The sequence below is a fragment of the Candidatus Poriferisocius sp. genome (assembly GCF_965204145.1).
Classification (GTDB): Bacteria; Actinomycetota; Acidimicrobiia; order Acidimicrobiales; family Bin134; genus Poriferisocius.
This window is the reverse complement of the sequence record NZ_OZ241977.1, coordinates 1,325,791-1,345,624: the sequence shown is the minus strand read 5'-3', so window position 1 is coordinate 1,345,624 and position 19,834 is coordinate 1,325,791. Positions and strand designations below refer to the sequence as shown.

At 65.4% G+C, this 19,834-nt stretch carries 13 protein-coding genes; 5 read left to right on the top strand and 8 right to left on the bottom strand.

All coding sequences use genetic code 11. The features are described 5' to 3' along the window. Positions 1-10: 10 nt before the first annotated feature. Both pyk and ACOGI7_RS06085 read right to left on the bottom strand, forming a co-directional pair. Positions 11-1,429: a pyruvate kinase gene (gene pyk / locus ACOGI7_RS06090; protein WP_419851021.1), complete on the bottom strand. Its 1,419-nt coding sequence runs from the start codon at positions 1,427-1,429 to the stop codon at positions 11-13. A gap of 71 nt (positions 1,430-1,500) precedes the next feature. Next, entirely contained in the window at positions 1,501-2,286 is a 786-nt protein-coding gene (locus ACOGI7_RS06085; RefSeq protein ID WP_419851020.1) for a SirB1 family protein, read from the bottom strand. A gap of 37 nt (positions 2,287-2,323) precedes the next feature. Between ACOGI7_RS06085 and ACOGI7_RS06080 the strand changes: the two genes are divergently transcribed. Both ACOGI7_RS06080 and ACOGI7_RS06075 read left to right on the top strand, forming a co-directional pair. Continuing rightward, a complete protein-coding gene (locus tag ACOGI7_RS06080) occupies positions 2,324-3,079 on the top strand; it encodes a glycerophosphodiester phosphodiesterase (protein ID WP_419851019.1) in 756 nt (251 codons plus the stop codon). A gap of 462 nt (positions 3,080-3,541) precedes the next feature. Beyond that, positions 3,542-4,225 (top strand): alpha/beta fold hydrolase, encoded by a 684-nt coding sequence (locus tag ACOGI7_RS06075; RefSeq protein WP_419851018.1) that lies wholly within the window; start codon positions 3,542-3,544, stop codon positions 4,223-4,225. A 12-nt stretch (positions 4,226-4,237) separates the two neighbouring features. Here ACOGI7_RS06075 and ACOGI7_RS06070 read toward each other — a convergent pair whose 3' ends face one another. Together ACOGI7_RS06070 and gltB are read right to left on the bottom strand one after the other, a co-directional pair. Then, positions 4,238-5,698, bottom strand: coding sequence for a glutamate synthase subunit beta (locus ACOGI7_RS06070; RefSeq protein ID WP_419851017.1), 1,461 nt, complete (start codon positions 5,696-5,698; stop codon positions 4,238-4,240). After that, positions 5,691-10,283, bottom strand: a complete 4,593-nt coding sequence (gene gltB / locus ACOGI7_RS06065; RefSeq protein ID WP_419851471.1) for a glutamate synthase large subunit — start codon at positions 10,281-10,283, stop codon at positions 5,691-5,693. The genes ACOGI7_RS06070 and gltB overlap by 8 nt, the downstream gene beginning before the upstream one ends. Positions 10,284-10,458: 175 nt before the next feature. On the opposite strand from gltB, the gene ACOGI7_RS06060 reads away from it, so the two are divergent. After that, the gene (locus ACOGI7_RS06060; RefSeq protein WP_419851016.1) at positions 10,459-11,739 is read left to right on the top strand and encodes a M18 family aminopeptidase; all 1,281 of its coding nucleotides are present in this window, start codon (positions 10,459-10,461) and stop codon (positions 11,737-11,739) included. On the opposite strand, the gene ACOGI7_RS06055 is transcribed toward ACOGI7_RS06060, so the two are convergent. From ACOGI7_RS06055 to ACOGI7_RS06040, 4 genes are all read right to left on the bottom strand, one after another. Then, complete coding sequence (locus ACOGI7_RS06055; protein ID WP_419851015.1) at positions 11,723-13,303, bottom strand: TrkH family potassium uptake protein; 1,581 nt, start codon at positions 13,301-13,303, stop codon at positions 11,723-11,725. The genes ACOGI7_RS06060 and ACOGI7_RS06055 overlap by 17 nt on opposite strands. Positions 13,304-13,327: 24 nt before the next feature. Then, positions 13,328-14,632, bottom strand: coding sequence for a TrkH family potassium uptake protein (locus tag ACOGI7_RS06050; RefSeq protein WP_419851014.1), 1,305 nt, complete (start codon positions 14,630-14,632; stop codon positions 13,328-13,330). A 7-nt stretch (positions 14,633-14,639) separates the two neighbouring features. Continuing rightward, complete coding sequence (gene trkA / locus ACOGI7_RS06045; RefSeq protein WP_419851013.1) at positions 14,640-15,983, bottom strand: Trk system potassium transporter TrkA; 1,344 nt, start codon at positions 15,981-15,983, stop codon at positions 14,640-14,642. Between the two features lie 66 nt (positions 15,984-16,049). Further along, entirely contained in the window at positions 16,050-16,655 is a 606-nt protein-coding gene (locus ACOGI7_RS06040; protein ID WP_419851012.1) for a 5-formyltetrahydrofolate cyclo-ligase, read from the bottom strand. Between the two features lie 110 nt (positions 16,656-16,765). Between ACOGI7_RS06040 and ACOGI7_RS06035 the strand changes: the two genes are divergently transcribed. Both ACOGI7_RS06035 and ACOGI7_RS06030 read left to right on the top strand, forming a co-directional pair. Next, complete coding sequence (locus ACOGI7_RS06035) at positions 16,766-18,883, top strand: sodium-translocating pyrophosphatase (RefSeq protein ID WP_419851011.1); 2,118 nt, start codon at positions 16,766-16,768, stop codon at positions 18,881-18,883. A gap of 147 nt (positions 18,884-19,030) precedes the next feature. Then, a complete protein-coding gene (locus ACOGI7_RS06030) occupies positions 19,031-19,819 on the top strand; it encodes an alpha/beta fold hydrolase (protein ID WP_419851010.1) in 789 nt (262 codons plus the stop codon). Positions 19,820-19,834 lie beyond the last annotated feature (15 nt).

The window sequence follows — 19,834 nt, the reverse complement described above, 5'->3', positions numbered from 1 at the left end:
CCTTCTACGGTCAGTGGATGCGCACCAAGCGCAGCACGTCGGTGGCCTCCTCCATTCCCGCCAAGACCGCCACTACGTCGCCCGGCACCACGTGCCCGGCTTCTTTGGCCAGGCTCAATGCCTCAGCGACCCGGGCCTCATAGGTGCCCGGTTCGCAAGCCAGCATGGGCGTGACTCCCCAGCTCAAAGTGAGCTGCTGGACAGTGCGCTCGGAAGTGCTGAATCCCAATATGGCCGCCTGGGGGCGGAAGCGGGCCATCGACCGCACAGTGAACCCCGATGCCGAGATGCACACGATGGCGGCCAGGTTCAACTCGTTGGCCGCAGTGGCGGCGGCACCGGTCATGGCATCGGTGACTGAGGTGGGGGCGTCGGCATCGGTCATGCGCAGGCGGCGGATGTTCTCCCCCCAGCGGACGTAGTCGAACTCCTCGTCAGCCCGCTCGGCGATTCGGGCCATGGTGGCCACCGTGGCCGCGGGGTGAGCCCCGATGGCGGTCTCGGCCGACAGCATCACCGCGCTGGTGCCGTCGAACACCGCGTTGGCCACATCCGACACCTCGGCCCTGGTCGGAGTCGACGCCTGCACCATGGAGTCCAGCATCTGGGTGGCGGTGATCACCGGCAAACCCCCGGCAATGCAGTCTCGGATGATCCGCTTCTGGAGATGGGGGGTCTCCTCCAACAGGCACTCGGTTCCGAGATCGCCGCGGGCCACCATGATGCCTGCCGACGCTTCGATGATGTCGTCCAGGTTCTGAACGGCCGCCTGCGTCTCAATCTTGGCGATCACCAACGGGCCGTCGGGGTGTGGTTCCACGTCCACCCGGCGGATGTCATCTCCCGACCGCACGAACGAGACAGCCACCATGTCCACCGCTTCGCTGACGAACGCGTCCAAGCACTGCAAATCCTCTGACGTCGGCGTGGGCATGCTGAGCCGGTCAGAGGGGATTCGAAAACCGGGCCGGCCGTGGATCACATCGCCATGGAGGATCACACCGGTGGCCTTGTCGGCGGAGACATCGGCAACTTGCAGCCGGACTTGTCCGTCGCCTAGCGCCACTTGGTCGCCAACGGCGATGTCGTGGAGGAGATTCTCATAGTCCACTTCCACCACCGCAGCGGTGCTCTGAGTATCGCCCACCCTGATCTCCACCTCGGTGTCGGCCCGCAACGCCACACCTTCTTGGCCAAAACTTGCCGTGCGCACCTTCGGGCCGGGCAAATCCACCAGCACTCCCACCCGCCGGCCGGCCTCCTGGGCCACCTGGCGCACGAGGCGCATCCGCCCGAGGGCCTCGTCCAGCGTTCCGTGAGCCAGCCCGATGCGTGCCACGTCCATACCGGCGTCCACCATGGCCCGCAGCATCTCGGGCGACTCCGATGCCGGGCCTATGGTGGCGATGATCTTGGTTCGGCGGGGCACAAGGTTTAACGCTACCGCCCAATCGGGTTGATTTTGCGGTCTATAACGGGCAGTTCACCCGTGTTCTTCCGCTAGTTCATCCGGGCTCGAGCCAGAGTGGCCAGACGCTGAAGCTGCTCCTCGTCATCGTCTTCGGCAACCTGGGCCAACTCTTCGAACCGACGGGCCGCCTCATCGAATCGGCCCCGCTCCATGTTGATCATCCCCAGCTGTTTGGCCTCGCCAGTCGGGACCGACGGGCACATCGTCCGCAACTCCAGCACCCACTCCAGGTTGGCGTAGTCCTTGTTCTGCGCGTAAATGGCCCGAAGGTTTCCCAGCATCCGCTCCATAATCGACGAGTGGTCCACCGGGGCCAAGTAGGCGGGATGGAAGCCCTTGTCTCCCCCGGTGATCTGGTGAAACAGCTCTTCGCAACCCTGCGCGTCGAGAAGTGCTCCCCCGGCGAAAACGTCGATGAACGCGTCAGGCTCGCCGCGATCCCTGATCAGGAAGTGGCCGGGCAGGCCGATGCCCTCGAATTGGTAGCCGATCCGCCTGCCAACGGCTATCGCGAGCACCGAGAGGCTGATCGGGATCCCCGTGCGCCGGCGCATCACCTCGTTCAGGAAGGAATTGCGGGGGTCGTAGTAGTCCACCCGGTTGCCGTGAAAGCCCAGCTCGCTGAAAAGGGAGTGCAGCATTCGATCGCGGCTTGATTGATCGCAGCGGTCAGCCAGCGCGTCCAGCCTGACGAGTTCGGAATCGAAGTCCATGTCCGGGCAGCCAAGGGCGGCAATGCACAAGGCGCCCTCATGGAGAGCAAACTCGTCGTCTTGCAGCAATTGGCCGAATTTCTCCGCCGGGTCCCACGCCACGGATAGTGAATCTATCCCGACCACTACGCTTTCGCTGGTGTCTGGTTGGCCATTCTTGGACCACGACGGTCCGATCCCCATTGCCCATCGGGGTGGAGCTTTGGAGGGACCGGAGAACACAATGGCCGCGTTTGCCGCCGCCATCGACCTGGGCTACCGATATGTCGAGACCGACGTGCACGCTACCCGTGACGGCGTGTTGGTGGCGTTCCACGACGAGGGGCTGCAACGGCTAAGTGGACGACCTGAGTCCATCGCCGACCTCGACTGGAGAGATCTCGAAACAGTACGGGTCGGCGGAGGGCACGCCATCCCTCGCTTCGAAGAGCTGCTGGAGGCATGGCCTGACCTTCGGATTGCGGTCGACCCCAAGCACGACCAGGCCACCGTTCCGCTCATCGACATCCTTCAGCACGCCGCGGCCATAGACCGAGTCTGCGTCGGTTCATTCTCCGGTCGTCGTCTCGCTACCGCCCGGCGCCTGGGTGGGCCTCGGTTGTGTACAGGACTCAGCCCCAAGGAAGTAGGCCAGCTCCAGGCCGCGTCAGCCGGTCTGCCGATAAAGATCAAGGCCGGGGCCTGCGCCCAGGTTCCTCCCACGGCAAGAGGTGTGCCTTTGGTTCACAAGCGGTTCGTGGATGCTGCTCATGCCCAGGGCATCGCAGTGCATGTGTGGACCATCGACGACGCCGATGAGATGCGCAATCTGCTGGATCTAGGGGTGGACGGCATAATGACCGACCGACCCACCGTGCTGCGTGACGTGCTCGTGGAGCGCGGCGCCTGGAATTGAGGGGTCATTTCAGGCCCGAAATGAGGCTCGCTCCTGTGGTTAATTCAAGGTTTCTTGGGGATTTCTACTCACAGCGGTGGAAAACCCTGTGGATTTCATTTTTTCGCTTGACCTGGGTTTTCTCCGCGCTATGGTATGCCCACCTACCAGAGACAAGCGGGGTGACTCGAGAGAGCAAGCGCCCGAAAGGGCGAGGGTTCGCAAGAGTCCGCAGGGTCACTGGAACGGGCCGAGGAAGTCGGTGGCACCACCGAAAGCCAAGGGCCGGGAAGGAGGCCAGGTGCCGCGAGTGTCTGGGGGGTAGGTACCGGGGAACCGGGGGGCGCAAGCCCGCTGAGGCTCCGAAACCGCACGGGACGGCCCCGAGAAGTCGACCGGTTTCGACCGGGAGGCTACTCGGGGCCTCCTGCTTTTCTCTGGCGCTTCGCTACTCGCTCTTCATCCGTCGCTAGGGTGAGCGCGGTGAGCGGACCCGCGGTCGCATTGCTGCACGGACTGGCCGGCTCGGCCCGAAGGACATGGGGCGACAACGCCTGGTTCGACCTTCTGGCCGATGCGGGCCGAGAGGTGATCGGGGTGGACCTGATGGGCCATGGGGCCGCTCCGAAGCCCCACCATCCCGAGGGCTACGCGGGCTTTGAGCAGCACGTAATCGACCACTTCCCCGAGGCGCCCATCGACGCCATCGGGTTTTCACTGGGGGCCTACACCCTGTTGTCCATCGCCTCCAAGACCCCGGAGCAGTTCCATCGGCTGGTGGTGTCCGGGGTGGGGAAGAACCTCTTCGAGCGGGACGAGGACCACAGCCGCATGATTCTTCACGCCGTCACCGGAGAGCCCGACCCCGAGAACCCCGAAGCCCTCCACTTCTCCACCCTGGCCGACGATCCCGAGGCCGATCGTGAGGCACTGGCCGCCCTCCTGGCCAGCCGCACCGCCTTCGACACCGCTTGCCTTGTCGACGTTGCCGTGCCCACCCTCGTGGTCGTGGGCGACAAAGATTTCGCCTACCCCGCCGACCAATTGGTCGAAGCCCTCCCCGACGCCCGCCTGGTGGTCCTCCAGGGCGTCGACCACTTCGCCACCCCCAAGTCCTTCGACTTCATCGACGCCGCCCTCGACTTTCTCGACGCCCGACCGTTCTAATCGGGACAACAGCTAGCGGAGCTGCTGGGCAGTCGGAGCCAGGGGGGTGGGCAGGAGGGTGTCGCCGGTGAGGTATTCGTCGACCGCGGCGGCGCAGGCTCGGCCTTCGGCGATGGCCCACACGATGAGGCTCTGGCCTCGACCGATGTCACCGGCCACGAACACGCCGGGCACGGTGCTCATCCAGTTGTCGTCGCGGGCCACGTTGCCCCGGTCGGTGAGATCCACACCCAACTCGTCGAGCAGGCCGTCGGTCTCTGGACCGACAAAGCCCAAGGCCAGCAGTACCAGGTCAGCTGCGAACTCCCGCTCGGTTCCCTCAATCGGGTTGAAGGTCATTCGCCCGCCCTCGAACGACTGCTCTACATCCACCGTGTGCAGCGCCTCCACTTTGCCGCCCGACCCGGTGAACTCCACGGTGTTGATGGCGTAGATCTGGGTGCCGCCCTCCTCGTGAGCCGACGACGACCGGTACATGAGCGGCCAGGTCGGCCACGGGGTGGAGTCATCCCGCTCGTCGGGTGGCCGGGGCAAGATCTCGAACTGGTGGATGGAAGCCGCCCCGTGGCGATGGGCAGTCCCCAGGCAGTCGGCGCCGGTGTCGCCCCCGCCGATGATGATCACATGCTTGCCTTCGGCTGAGAACGGGTGCTCATCCAGATCGCCCTGCTGCACCCGGTTGGCTGGCGGCAAGTACTCCATGGCCTGGTAGATGCCCTCGAGCTCCCGGCCCGGAATGGGCAGTTCGCGCCACTGGGTGGCCCCACCGGCCAATACCACCGCGTCGTATTGCTCGGTCAGCTCGGCCGCGCTGATGTCGACCCCGACGTTCACCTCTGTCTTGAATACCGTTCCCTCGGCCTCCATCTGGGCCAGCCGGAGGTCGAGATGGCGCTTCTCCATCTTGAATTCAGGGATGCCATAGCGCAATAGCCCGCCTATGCGGTCGGCCCGCTCGAACACCACCACATCGTGGCCCGCCCGGGTGAGCTGCTGGGCAGCGGCCAGACCGGCCGGTCCCGATCCCACTACGGCCACCGAACGACCGGTTCGGTCATCGCACACCACCGGGGTGATCCACCCCTCCTCCCAAGCCCGGTCGACGATCTCCACCTCGACCTGCTTGATGGTCACCGGGTCTTCGTTGATGCCCAGCACGCAGGCCGCCTCACACGGCGCCGGGCACAGCCGTCCGGTGAACTCGGGAAAATTGTTTGTGGCGTGCAGCCGTTCGATGGCCTCCCGCCAGTTGTCCCGGTACACCAGGTCGTTCCAGTCGGGGATCAGATTGCCCAGAGGACAGCCGTTGTTGCAGAACGGAATCCCGCAGTCCATACAGCGCGACGCCTGGGTGCGCACCGACTCTTCGTCGAAATCCCGGTAGACCTCGTTCCAGTCCTTGACCCGCACCGGCACCGCTCGGCGAACCGGCAGCTCCCGACCGTGCTTGATGAACCCGCGAATGTCACCCATGGGCGGCCGCCATGATGGCTGCTTCGGCATCGGTGCCGGTGCGCTCGGCCTCGGCCAGCGCGGCGAGCACCCGCTTGTAGTCCTTGGGCATCACCTTCACGAAGCGGTCAGCCTCGGTGGCCCAGTTGGCCAATATCCGCTCGGCCACGGCCGAGTCCGTGTTCACCATGTGCTGGCTGATGCGGTCCCGCAGCCACTCCCGGTCGTCGTCGTCGGGCGCCTCCAAGTCCACCATCTCCGGGTTTACCTTGGCGGGAAACACTCCTTCGGGGTCGTGCACATAGGCGATGCCGCCCGACATGCCAGCGCCGAAGTTCCGTCCAGTGGGACCGAGCACCACGGCCCGGCCGCCGGTCATGTACTCGCAGCCGTGGTCCCCCACCCCCTCCACCACCGCGACGGCACCGGAGTTGCGGACGCAGAACCGCTCCCCCACCAGCCCCCGCAGGAAGAGTTCGCCGCTGGTGGCCCCATAGCCGATCACGTTGCCCGCAATCACATTCTCCTCGGCCACAAAGCGGGCCTGCGGGTAGGTGGTCACAATGATTCGCCCGCCCGACAAGCCCTTCCCCACGTAGTCATTGGCGTCGCCGGTCAGCTTCATGGTGATGCCCCGGGGTAGAAACGCCCCAAAGCTGTTGCCGGCCGACCCGGAGAAGTTGATGCGGATGGTGTCGTCGGGCAGGCCGTCGGCCCCCCATTTGGACGTCACTTGATGGCCGAGCATCGTGCCCACTGTTCGGTTCACGTTGCCGATGGGGAGGTCAATCTCCACCGGGAGGCCGTCTTCCAAAGCGGACTCAGCCATCAAGATGAGCTGCTGGTCGAGGGCGCGATCGAGCCCGTGGTCCTGGGGTTGCGTGCAGTGCCGGTCGGCCTCAGGATCGATATCAGGGGCATACAGGATGGGCGACAGGTCCAGTCCCGACGCCTTCCAGTGGTCCACCGCGTCGCTCACGTCCAGGCACTCCACGTGACCGATGGCCTCGGCCAGCGTGCGGAACCCCAGCATGGCCAACAGCTCGCGCACCTCCTCTGCGATGTACTCCATGAAGTTGATGACGAATTCGGGCTCGCCGGTGAACTTCTTGCGCAGTTCGGGATCCTGGGTGGCCACCCCCACCGGGCAGGTGTCCAGATGGCAGACCCGCATCATCACACACCCCGCAACCACCAAAGGCGCAGTGGCGAACCCGAACTCCTCGGCCCCCAGCAGCGCGGCGATCATCACATCCCGGCCGGTTTTCAGCTGGCCATCGGTCTGCACCACGATCCGATCCCGCAGCCGGTTCAGCAGCAGCGTCTGCTGGGTCTCGGCCAGGCCCAACTCCCACGGGGTGCCGGCGTGCTTGATGGAGGTCAACGGCGAGGCCCCGGTGCCGCCATCGTGACCCGAGATGAGCACCACGTCGGCATGGGCCTTTGACACCCCGGCGGCCACCGTGCCCACTCCCAGTTCCGACACCAGCTTCACGTGGATGCGGGCTTCAGGGTTGGCGTTCTTCAGATCGTGGATGAGTTGGGCTAGATCCTCGATCGAGTAGATGTCGTGATGCGGGGGCGGCGAGATCAGCCCCACGCCGGGGGTGGAGTAGCGGACCTCGGCGATCCACGGCCACACCTTGTGGCCGGGAAGCTGGCCGCCCTCGCCCGGCTTGGCCCCCTGGGCCATCTTGATCTGGATGTCATCGCTGTTGACCAGGTATTCACTGGTTACCCCGAACCGCCCCGACGCGGCCTGCTTGATGGCTGAGCGGCGCAGATCACCGTTGGGGTCGGGCACATAGCGGGCGGGATCCTCGCCCCCCTCACCGGTGTTCGACTTACCGCCGATGCGGTTCATGGCGATGGCCAGGGTCTCGTGGGCCTCAGCGGAGATCGACCCGTATGACATGGCCCCGGTGGAGAACCGGGTGACGATGCTGGAGACTGGTTCCACTTCCTCGATGGGAATCGGCTCTCGCCGCCCGGTTCGGAATCGGAACAGCCCCCGCAGGGTGGCCAGGCGCTCCGACTGGGTGTCTACTTTCTCGGTGTACTGCTTGAAGATGTCGTAGCGGCCTTCTCGGGTGGCGTGCTGGAGCTTGAACACCGTCTCGGGGTTGAACAGGTGGTACTCGCCCTCCCGGCGCCACTGGTACTCCCCTCCTCCTTCCAGGGTGCGGTGGGCCCGTTCATCGGGGTTCTCCGGGTAGGCGATGCGGTGGCGAAGCCGCACCTCCTCGGCAAGCTGGGGGAAGCCGATGCCGCCCAGGCGGCTGACCGTGCCAGTGAAGCACTCCTGGATGATGGGGTGCCCCAGGCCGATGGCCTCGAAGATCTGGGCCCCCACATACGACTTCACCGTGGAGATGCCCATCTTGGACATAACCTTCAGCACACCCTTGTCACATGCCTTGATGTAGTTGCGATGGGCCAGCGCCTTGTCGTCATCGGGCAAGAAGCCGCACAGACCCTCGTCGATCATCTGGTCGATGGTCTCGAATGCCAGATAGGGGTTGACCGCGGTAGCCCCGTACGCCAGCAGCAAGCAGATGTGGTGTACCTCGCGGGCGTCGCCGGTTTCCACCACCAAACCCACCCGGGTCCGGGTCTTCTCTCGAATGAGGTGGTGGTGTACCGCCGCGGTGGCCAGCAATGAGGGGATCGGGGCCGAATCGGGGCCGGCCCCCCGATCCGACAGCACGATGATGTTCTTGCCCGCTTCGATGGCCCGGCTCACCTGCTCTCGGATGCGCTGGATGGCGATCCTCAGCCCCGGCCCACCGTCGTCCACCGCATACAGGCAGGGAACGACCTCAGTGGACCAATGGCTGTGGCCTCCGGCCCCGTCCACCTCCACCAGGTTGGCCAACTGCTGGTCGGTGATTACCGGGTGGGGGGTGAAGATCTGGCGGCATGACTCGGGCTGGGGATCGAGCAGGTTCCCCTCGGGGCCGAGCCATCCACAGGTGGCGGTGATGATCTCCTCCCGGATGGCGTCCAGCGGTGGGTTGGTCACCTGGGCGAACAACTGCTGGAAGTAGTCGTACAGCAAACGAGATCGGTTGGAGAGAACAGCCACCGGGGTATCAGTGCCCATCGACCCCAGCGCCTCTTTGCCGTCGCGGGCCATGGGGGCTAGCAGGATCTTGAGCTCTTCGTGGGTGTAGCCGAACATCTGCTGGCGAACTAGCAGAGGAGTGTCGTCGGCCTCGGGCAGTGGCCGTTCGGCCAAGTCGTCGAGGTCCACCTGGTTTTCGGCCAGCCACTGCCCATAAGGGTGGGCCGAGGCCAGCCGCTCTTTGATCTCGGTATCCCGCACGATGCGGCCCTCAGAGGTGTCGATCAAGAACATGCGGCCGGGCTGCAAGCGGCCCTTCTCCACGATGGCCGCCGGGTCCACGTCCATCACCCCGACCTCAGACGCCATGATCACCAGGTCGTCGTCGGTCACCCAATAGCGGGACGGACGCAGACCGTTGCGGTCGAGCACCGCGCCGATCAGGGTGCCGTCGCTGAACACGATGTCGGCGGGACCGTCCCACGGCTCCATCAGCGAGGCGTAATAGCGGTAGAAGGCCCGAAGCTCTGGCGCCATCGACTCATGGTTCTCCCACGGCTCGGGAATCATCATGAGCACCGCCTGGGGCAGCGAGTAGCCGCCCATATACAGCAGCTCCAGCACTTGGTCGAAGCTGGCGGTGTCGCTCACCCCCTCGGCGCATACTGGGAACAGCCGCTCGAGGTCGCCGGGGAGATGGGACGAGTTCAGCAGCGCCTCTCGGGTTCGCATCCAGTTGCGGTTGCCCTGCACCGTGTTGATCTCGCCATTGTGGGAAATGAAGCGGTAGGGATGGGCCAACGGCCAGGACGGGAAAGTGTTGGTAGAGAACCGGGAGTGGATCATGGCCAAGGCGCTGGTCACCCGGGAATCGCTCAAATCGGGATAGAACTCGCCGAGCTGCGGCGTGGTGAGCATGCCCTTGTAGACGATGGTCCGGTTGGAGAGGCTGGCAAAGTAGCCATAGGTCAGCTTTCGGGTCTTCGACCCCAGTGCCCCGGTATCGGCCTGGTCGTCGGTCTCATAGGCAACCTCGTTGCGAATGCGGGTGCGCACGATGTAGGCCCGCCGCAAAAGCGCGTCGGCATCGAGCCCGTCGCCTGAGTAAAACGGCTGCCAGAACGAGGGCATGGTGGCTAGCGCCTGCGCCCCCAACTCCTCGGGACAGGTAGGCACCTCCCGCCAGCCCAGAGAGGTCAGCCCCTCTGAGGTCGCGATTGCATCCATGGCCTCCCGGGCGTGGGCCGCTGCCTCAGGAGTGTCGGGCAGAAAGCCGAGGCCGGTGGCGTAATGCCCCGCCGCCGGTAGATCGAAGTCGCACACCTGGCGGTAGAAGTCGTCGGGCACCTGGATCAGCAATCCTGCGCCGTCGCCGGTGTTCACCTCCGCACCCAGCGCCCCCCGGTGCTGGAGATTGCACAAGGCGCCGTAGCCCACCGACACGATCTCGTGCCGGGGCCGGCCCTTCAGGTCCACCAGAAAGCCGACCCCGCAGCCATCGTGCTCGTTTCGGGGGTCGTAAAGGCCCTGGGGGTGTGGCAGACCGGGAAGCTGCGGCCAGTTCCTCATTGCGTCCTTTCCAGCGTGTTTGCGGTGCGCGCCGAGACGACATTGGCCAGCGGCAGGGCTGCAATTTTACCGTTGAAACTCTGCTGCCTTCCAAGTCCGTTTCGCGCCGTAGGGGGCGGACGGGCATGATTGAGGGGTGGATGCGCCTGTGGCAGATGGGGCTGGAGTGGCTGTAGACGGCCAAGATGACGGCGTAGCGGGGCTTCTCGCTTTCATTGACGCCTGTCCGACGCCGTTCCACGTGGTGGAGCGGGCCGCCGCGGTATTGCAGGCGGCCGGATTCGCCCCGATGGACGAGGCCGCCGACTGGCCCGACGCCTCCGGGAGCCGCTTCGTATGCCGGGACGGCAGCCTGGTGGCTTGGCGTCACCACACCTGCGAGGCGGGTTTCCGCATCATCGGCGCTCACACCGACAGCCCCAACCTGCGCATCACCCCCCAGCCCGACACCGGCCAGGCTGGTTACCGCCAACTCGGAGTGGAGGTATACGGCGGAGCACTGATCAACAGCTGGCTCGACCGCGACCTCGGGGTGGCTGGCCGGCTGGCCACCCCGTCGGGCACCCGGCTGTTCCGCATCGACCAGCCCGTGCTGCGGGTGCCGCAGCTGGCCATTCACTTGGACCGAGAGGTCAACCAGAAGGGCCTGCTGCTCAACCCCCAGACCCACCTGGCCCCGGTATGGGGGCTGGGGCTGCGGTCGCCCGGCGAGTTCGCCAACGTGGTCGCCGAGGCCGCTGGTTTGGCCGCCGACGAGGTGCTGGCCTGGGATGCCATGCTCCACGATCTCACTCCCTCGACCGTCGCGGGCATCGACGGGGAATTCATCTTCGCCCCTCGGATCGACAACCAGGTGTCGTGCTGGGCCGGGCTCCAGGCCCTGCTCGACGCCCCCGCCGAAGCGGTCCCCAGTACGGTGCTGTGCCTGTTCGACCATGAGGAGGTGGGCAGCGTGTCGGCCCAGGGCGCTACATCACCGCTACTGCCCACCGTGTTGGAGCGGATCGCCGGCAGCCGTGACTCGCTGCATCCCGCCCTCGCCCGATCGTTGTGCCTATCGGCCGACGGCGCTCATGCCACCCATCCCAACTATCCCGAGCGCCACGAGCCCGACCACCACATCGCCATCGGCGACGGCCCGGTGATCAAGCGCAACGCCAATCTGCGCTATGCCACCGACGCGGTGGGCGAGGCCGCGTTTGCCGCCGCCTGCGAGAAGGCCGGGGTAGGACACCAGATCTACGCCCACCGCAACGACATGCCCTGCGGCTCGACAATCGGGCCGTTCGCGGCGGCCACGACTGGGGTGACCACCGTGGATGCCGGAGTCGCCCAGCTCTCCATGCACTCCGCCCGCGAGATGTGCGGTGCCCAAGACCCCCTCGACTTCGCGCTCGCCCTCAGCGCGTTCCTCAGCGTCGCAGGTTGACTCGGGCCAGCCGACGACTCCGCTCGTAGGCCGACACCAACACCAAGAAGATGGCGAAGAACTCAAGTCGGCCGATGAGCATCATCGACATCAGCACCGCCCGGGCCGGGCGGGAGAACACCAAGTAGTTGGAGGTGGGTCCGGCGTCGCCCAAGGCCGGTCCCATATTGCTCAACGCGCTTATGGCCGCAGACGAGGAGGTGATCAGGTCTTGCCCCAACGCGGCCAGCACCAAGGTGGCCACAAGCGCCGACAGCGCGTAGAGGGCCACCAGCCCCGCCACCCGCTGGAGTATCGGCTCCGACACCACCATTTGGCCGAGCTTCACCCGTGCCACCACCCTGGGATGCTTCACTCGCAGCAGCCCGACCCGCATGTATTTCGCCATCACTTGGGCCCGCAACACTTTCAACCCCCCGGCGGTGCTCCCGGTCATGCCCCCCATCACCATGAGGGGCAGCAGCAATGCCTGTGCCCCCGGCGTCCATGCCGCGAAATTGCCGGCCGGATTGGCACTGGAGGCGTTGCCGAAACCGCCGCTGGTGCCCAAGGTCACCGCGCCGAAGATCCCGTTGCGGAGACTGTTGGCCAGATCAGACAGGTCGTTCAGCCAGTTCAGCAGGGACGCGAACAACGCGACCGCGAATATCACAAGGAGATAGGTGCGAAATTCAGAAGACCGTCCGTAAACCCCCGGGTTGCCCGACACCGCCCGCCAGTGGAGGGTGAAGCTCACACCTCCCACCAGCATCCCAACAATCATCACCGCTTCCACCGCAATGCTGTCGAAGTGGCCGATGGAGTCGTCATAAGGCGAGAAGCCCCCGGTGCCTGCGCTGGTGAAGGCATGGGCCACTGCGTCGTAGAGGCTCAATCCGGCGATCATCAGGGCGGCCGCTATTGCGAGGGTGATGCCGCCGTATAGTGCCCACAACCTCCGAGCGGTGGAACTCACCCGAGGCGCCAGCCGGTCGGACGTGGGACCGGGAGCCTCCGCAGTGATGAGGCTCAGCCCTCCAACCCCTAGGAACGGCAGAATGGTCACCGCCAGCACCACCATGCCCATGCCGCCGTACCACTGCATGATCTGGCGCCACATGAGCACGCCTCGGCCCGTCCCCTCTATGGGGCTGAGCACGGTGGAGCCGGTGGCGGTAACGCCCGACACCGCCTCGAACAGGGCAGTGTCGAAGCTCCCCAGCGCGCCGGAAAACCACAGCGGCAGCGCGGCGAATAGCGACAAGCCGATCCACGTCCATGCCACCGCCGCGAAGACCGATGCCGGGGGCATGTCCTCGTCGAGCCGAGTGAAGGCCACCAACAGCCCCCCTCCAACAAGCGTGACCAGCGCCCCCATTCCCAGGGCAATCTCATCGTCCGATACTGACGAACCCCACTCCACCAGGGTGGCCAACAGCATTCCCGGCACCATGAACAGCAGCCCTAGCCCCACCACGAACCCCACTCTGCTGGTCACATTCCAGGGGCGGTCCACCAGTAGTTGGGACACAGCCCATTTCACCGCTGCCTTTCCCCGACGGGCAGCAGTCACTATCGCCGTCATGGCCCCAGCCTCATCGTCCCATCCTCATCGTCTCAGCCTCATCCGCTGGATCTCGCCTATACCCCAGCCGATCACCACCACAACCGGGTAGATCGACAGCCGGCCCAAGAACATCAGGGCAATCAACACCCCTCGAGCCGGGGCCGCCAGCACCGTGGCATCGGCGAAACCCGAGAGATCGCCCAAACCAGGTCCGGCGGTAGCCAGTGCGGAGATCGACCCCGACACCGCGGTCGGCAGGTCTCCCCCCAGCGAGGCGATGCCGAACACCCCCGAGGCCGCGGCCAGCACCCACAGAATCTGGAAGTTGTGGACCCGGGTGAGCGACGCCTCTGAAGCCACCGCTCCCGACACCTTCACCGGCACCAATGCCCGGGGATGAAGTTGCAAAACCAGTTCCCGCCGCACGATGCCCAGGATCTCGACTACCCGGAGCACCCGGAAACCACCTCCGGCCGAACCCGCCATCGAACCCACCCCGATAAGCAAGAGCAGCAGAATTTGGGGCGCGGCCACCCAATGTCCCCAATCTGCGACCCGGAAACCAGTGGTACTGATCGACGAGGCAACGACGAAAAACGACTCCCGGATGGTGTCCTCGCCCCCTCCTGTATCGGTCCACGTCCATGCCGCCACCAACACCGTCGACCCAATAATCAGGCAGGTGTAGAGCTTGAGCTCGGTCGAACGCCACAAGGCCTGCACTTTCCCCCGCACCATCCATACCAACGCTGCCACCGACACGCCGGCAAGGGCCATGGCCCCGGCGCCCACCCACTCGATTGCTGCTGAGTCGAAGTGGGCGAATGAGTCTCGGTAGTTGGCGAATCCTCCGGTGGATGCGGTGGTGAGCCCGAAGGTGGCGGCGTCGAACACGTCCATACCCGCCGCGTAGTAGGCCGCAAACACCAGGATCGTGAGGCCCATATAGGTCAAGACCACTCGTTGGGTGTTGTGCGACCACGTCCTCGCCAGCACTGCCCGTCGCCCCCGGCCCTCGGCCACCTCGCTCAGCCGCCGCTGTCCTCCGAAGGCCGGCACCACCACCAAGGCGAGCACCAGGCCGCCCAAGCCGCCCAGCCACTGGGTCAAAGCCCGCCATGTGAGCAGCCAGGTGGGCAAGGCCTCGGGGTCCACCACAGTGAGAGAGGTAGTGGTAAAGCCAGCCACCGACTCGAAGATGGCGTCGTCCACTCCACTTATCTCTCCCGAGGCCAGGTACACCACGGTGGAAATCACCACAAGGGAGGAGGCCGTGACCACGACGGTGGTCAGCACCCTGACCGCGGAGCGGTGCCAGGGGAAGCGAACCCGAGACGGGTCGCTCATCGGCGACTCACCCGAAGAAGCGCTTCACTTCGTCAACCGTGTCAGGCCGGGCGAAAACCACGATGTGATCGCGGCTGCGGAGCTGGCTGCGACCCCGGCCGATCTGCGGCTTGCCGTCTCGCACATAGGCGCCGATGAGCACATCTTTGGGCAGGCCCAGCTCTCTCACCACGGTCCCATCGGCCTTCGACCCCGCCTTGATCTCAACCTCGATGACCTCGAAGTCGCCCGACAAGTAGGTGGCCACTTGGGCCACCTCGCCCCGCACATAGCGGAGCACTCCGTTTGCGCTGGCCGTGCGGGGCGACAATGCCACGTCGATCCCCACATCTCGCAGCAGCGTGCGCAGCGCCAGGTTGTGCAGCACAGCGATGCTCGCGCTCGCCCCCATCGACTCGGCGTACAGGCAGGCCAGAATGTTGGCGTCGTCCTTGCCGGTGAGAGCGATCACTGCGTCGAACTTGCCCACATCCTCGGATTCCAGCAACTCGGCGTCGGTGATATCGCCGTGGATCACCAGCACGGCATCCAGTTCCTCACTCAGCGTCTGGGCCCGCTCCAGATTCCGCTCGATGAGCACTACCTCGGCATGGCGCTCACTCAGTCGCCGGGCCAAGATCTCAGCCGTCCGGCCCCCGCCGAGCAGCATCACCCGGCGATGGGTGCCCGGTGCCAGGCCCAAGAGCGGCAGCAGCGTCGATCGGGCCCGCCGCTTGCACACCACCCGCAGAAGATCGTCGGGCTCAAGTGTGGTATCGGCCCGGGGAATCTGGGTCTTGCCCGCACGGGTGAGCACGGCCACCAGAAAGTCCCAGTCGGGCTCATACTCTTCGGCGATGTCGGCCAACCGCCGATTGGCCCAAGGTGCGTCAGCGGTGAGCTTCGCCCCCACCACCACCACCTCTCCATCGGCCATCACCGCAACGTCGGTGGCCCCCGGATATGACAGGAGGTCCATGATCTCGTGGGCGGTCTCCTCGTCGGGGTCGATGATGGTGTCGGCCTGCATCGCCTCCCGCAACTCCCGGGCGTCCTTCTCTCGCAGGTTGCGGTCCTGGATACGGGCGATGGTGCGTTCCACCCCGTGCTGCTTGGCCAGCAAGCAAGCCACCAGGTTCACCTCGTCATGGGCGGTGACCGCCACCAGCAGGTCGGCCTTGTTGATGCCCGCCTCGACGAGAACGTGAGGATGGGTGCCGCTCCCCTCCACCGCCAACACGTCCAGGTCTTCAGCCAGGCTGTGCAGCTTCTTGGCGTTCACCTCCACGACCGACACGGTGTTGCCCTCTTCGCTCAAAATCTGAGCGACGTGGGAACCCACCTCGCCAGCGCCCACGACCACGATGCGCACTGCTACATCCTTACTGAAAATCCACGAGGGTGCGAGCACTCCCCCGGTTCTGGGCTCCCACGCCGATCACCGGCGGGCCCGGCGCGACAACGCTTTGCTGAACACCCGCACCCGCTCTTCGGTGACCACCGCATCCATGGTCACATCGCCGGGGTGCGACGGCACGCCATCTACCAGCTGGCACTCATAGGCCAGCCCCACTACCAGCGGCTTGGCTGGACGGGGCCCGTTAAGCAAAAAGGACAGCGCCCGGTCGTAATAGCCCTGGCCCCGACCTGCCCTATGACCAGCGGCGTCGAACACCACCACAGGGGCGAACACCACATCAAGCTCCCGGGCCGACACCAAGAGTTGGACGTTGACATCGGGCTCGGGAATCCCAAACCGGTTGAGCACGAACGTAGTGTCCGGCCCGGCGGGGGCGAACTGGATGGGAGCGGGATCGCGCATCACCGGGAAATACACCTCGATGTCCCGCAGACGGCAAGCGGTCACCAGTGGGGCCGGATCGATCTCGCCGTCGTCGGCCACCGTGGCTGACACCCGACCCACACCGTCCAGCCAGCCAAGGGAGGTAACCGCGTTGCACACTGCTCGCGCCGCACCCTCGGGGTCAGAAAACGAGCGCCGGGCCTCCCGGGCTTCGGTCCGCAACCGGCTGAGGCTGACCACGGTTCCAGATTATCGCTAATGACCCGAAATTGGTTATCCCAAATGGCAACCTTGGCAGGTCATATTCTCGCTGGCTAACTTCGCCTAGTTCTCTCAAACAGGGGGTCAACGTGGACGCCGTACCGTATCTTGCCGGACTGAGCGCGATTCTTGCGCTCGCACTCGCCTTTCTCTTCTACAGGCTGGTGAAATCGGCCCCGCCGGGCAACGACCGCATGGTCCATCTCATGAACGAGATCCAGTCCGGGGCTCGGGCCTTCCTCAAGCAGGAATACACCTGGGTGGCCGGCTTCGTCATCATCATGGCCATCCTCATCCCCCTGCTCACCGGCGTTGAGCTCACGTTCATCAGCTACATCCTGGGAGCAGTGCTCTCGGCGGGGGCTGGGTACGTGGGAATGACAGTGGCCACCATGGCCAACGCCCGAACCACTCAAGCGGCCACAGAGGGACCGGCCAAGGCGTTGCCGCTGGCTTTCCGGGGCGGCGCGGTCATGGGCTTCTCCGTAGCTGGGCTAAGCCTTCTGGGTCTGGCCTTCACCTACCTGCTGTTTGTGGAGTGGCTTAGCGTGGACGACCCGTTCGAGATCTTTACCGCCTTCGGCCTCGGGGCCAGCTCCATCGCCCTGTTCTCCCGCGTGGGGGGAGGCATCTACACCAAAGCCGCCGATGTCGGCGCCGACCTAGTGGGCAAGGTGGAGGCCGGCATCCCCGAGGACGACCCCCGCAACCCGGCCACCATCGCCGACAACGTGGGCGACAACGTGGGCGACGTAGCCGGCATGGGCGCCGACCTGTTCGAGAGCTACAGCGGGTCAATCATCGCTCCCATCGCTCTGACCGCATTCTCATTTGCGGTAATCGAGGAGACTCAGGCCACTGGTGACGCCATCGGCGCCAGCGGCGTCGGCCTGGCCCAGCTCATGTTCCCGCTGGCCGTGGCCTTTGTGGGAATGCTCGCCGCCATCGTGGGCTCATTTGCGGTGCGGGGCAGCGCCAAAGCCGACGTGAAGAGCCTGTCCCGCCAACTTCACATGGGAACCAACGTGGCCATGGGCCTCACCGTGATCGGCACGATCTTGATCGGATTGTGGTTCTTCACTGGTGACGAATTCGAGAACTGGTGGGGACTGCCCATCTCAGTCATCGGCGGTCTAGCCGTCGGATGGGCCATCGGCAAGGTGGCCGAGATCTGGACCAGCGACCACTACGCCCCTGTCAAGAAGATCGCTCAGCAGTCCGAGACCGGCCCGGCTACGACGGTTCTATCGGGCATCAGTGCGGGCATGGTGTCGGTTGCCGCCTCGGTGATCCTGATCGGCGCTGGCGTCCTAGTGGCCTACTGGGGCGGCCAGCAGACATTGCTTGGCGACGACACGGCCAATGGCATCTACGGGATCGCGGTAGCCGCCATCGGCATGCTGGCCACCACCGGCGTGGTGGTGTCGGTGGACGCCTATGGGCCCATCGCCGACAATGCCGGAGGTATTGCCGAGATGTCCGAACTCGACCCTGAGGTACGAGAGGTGACCGATGCCCTCGACTCACTGGGCAACACCACCGCCGCCATCGCCAAGGGGTTCGCGGTGGGCTCAGCTGCCCTGACCGCTCTAGCTCTGTTCAAGACCTTCGAATGGGCATTGCGATTGGAGGACAGCGACTTCGCGCTTTCCTTGAACGTTGGGGAAGTAGACGTGTTCATCGGTCTGTTCCTAGGCGCCATGCTGCCGTTCCTGTTTGCCGCGCTCACCATCGACGCGGTGGGCCGAGCAGCCAACAAGATGATCGAGGAAGTCCGCCGCCAGTTCCGGGAGATCCCCGGACTGCGAGAGGGCGCTGAGGGGGTCAACCCCGACTCGTCCCGGTGCGTGGCCATCTCCACTAAGGCCTCGCTGCGGGAGATGCTGCTGCCCGGCGCCTTGGCAGTGGCCGTACCCCTGATTCTCGGTTTCATCGACGTGGACACCCTTGGCGGCTTTTTGGCCGGGGCCCTGGTGACCGGCTTCGCCCTGGCCATCTTCATGGCCAACGCCGGCGGTGCCTGGGACAACGCCAAGAAGTACATCGAGGCCGGCGCCCACGGCGGCAAGGGCTCTGAGCCCCACAAGGCTGCCGTGGTGGGCGACACCGTCGGCGACCCGTTCAAGGACACCTCCGGGCCGTCGATGAACATCCTCATCAAGGTGATGACCATCGTGTCCCTGGTGTTCGCCTCAGCGTTCGTCTAAAGCCATTGCCGAACGGGACCCCGATCTGCTTATAATCAGATCGGTCATACGACCATCCCAAGTGAGCCGGAGCGAGGGTGGTAGAACCCCTTTGAGGTGCCTCGCTCCGGCCCATGCTCAGCCAGCTAGCAGTGGCAACATGACTCGATGCCGATAGCCAAAGTCCGCGACCTCGACCTCTACTTCGAGCTGCACGGGTCGGGGCCGCCCCTGCTCAACATCAGCGGCAGCGGGGGCGACCTGCGCATGACCGCTCCCGAACTGAACCCGCTCAACGGAGCCTTCACCGTGGCCCACTACGACCAGCGGGGACTGGGCCAGACCTCTACCCCGCCCTTGCCATGGACCATGGCGGACTACGCCGCCGACGCCGTCGCCTTCTTGGACTTCTTGGGCTGGGATTCGGTACCGGTGGTGGGCACCAGCTTCGGCGGGATGGTGGGCATGAACATGGCCGTGCTCCATCCGGGGCGGATCAGCAAGCTGGTGCTCAACTGCACTTCGCCGGGCGGCCCCGATTACAGCTCATGGCCCCTGCACACCCTGGCCGACCTCGATCCCGACGAGCGGGGCGAGGTGGCGCTAGAGATCATGGACACCCGCTATGAGCGAGGCGGCCCGCTGCCCCCCGGCGTGGAGATATTCGTGGCCAACGCCCGCCCCGACGGCCCCGCCCTGCCGCTCGAAACCCCCGGCGCGCTCGGCCAGCTTGAGGCCCGCCGGGGCCACGATGTGGTCGACCGCCTGAGCGAGATCGACGTGCCCACCCTGGTGTGCGCCGGCGTCCACGACGGCATCGCCCCCATGCGAAACAGCGAACTCCTGCGCGACCGAATCCCCAACGCCCGCCTGGCCACCTTCGACGGCGGCCACATCTTCATGATGCAAGACCCCACCGCCTACCCAGCCATTCTGGAATTCCTCACCGAAGACTGAGGAGCAGCGAACGCC